This window comes from Stenotrophomonas sp. P5_A8 (assembly GCF_056400545.1).
This window is the reverse complement of sequence record NZ_JBFULB010000651.1, coordinates 1-620: the sequence shown is the minus strand read 5'-3', so window position 1 is coordinate 620 and position 620 is coordinate 1. Positions and strand designations below refer to the sequence as shown.

Here is a 620-nt window from a genome sequence, read left to right as displayed (position 1 = left end):
ACGGAAGGTGGTGCAGCCGAGCATGGCTCGGCTCTACCSCGGGAAGGGGCGGCGACGTGCAACGACGGAMGGTGGTGCAGCCGAGCRTGGCTCGGCTCTACCSCGGGAAGGGGCGGCGGACGGTTGAGCCGAGCCATGCTCGGCTGATTGTCCAGCTCATTCCTGCAATGGCCAGCGGCACCATGCATGGGGGTATTCCCCCAATCTGCCGACCAGTCCGGCTCGAACCGGATTGGCAGCGATATAAACCGCCTGCCGACGGAGCGATTCATCGCACCGCACCGCGTGGTCGAAGTATCCTGGCTGCCACAGCGACATTCCGCGTCCGAGCTGTTGGTTCAGCAGACGGCCGCTCCGGGATTTGAACATCTGCATACAGGTGGCAAGCGTCCCGCTGCGTAACTGGAACATCCAGTGCACATGGTCCGGCATCACCACCCACGCCAGTGAACACGTGCGTTTCGTTGCGTCGACAAATCGCAGGGCATCGATGATGACCGCGGCGTTGTCGGGTTCTTCGAAAAGTGGCGCTCTACCCAGCGTCACGGTGGTGACCGCATAGACCTGGGCGATTTCAGAGTGACGTCCAATCTGCAGTCGAGGGCTGGTCATCGCCACAC

Annotated in this window: 1 protein-coding gene; it reads right to left on the bottom strand. The window is 62.5% G+C overall.

Annotated elements, in window-relative coordinates; genetic code table 11:
- Positions 1-156 precede the first annotated feature (156 nt).
- Complete coding sequence (locus AC1DQP_RS21290; protein ID WP_478052532.1) at positions 157-612, bottom strand: REP-associated tyrosine transposase; 456 nt, start codon at positions 610-612, stop codon at positions 157-159.
- Positions 613-620: the final 8 nt, after the last annotated feature.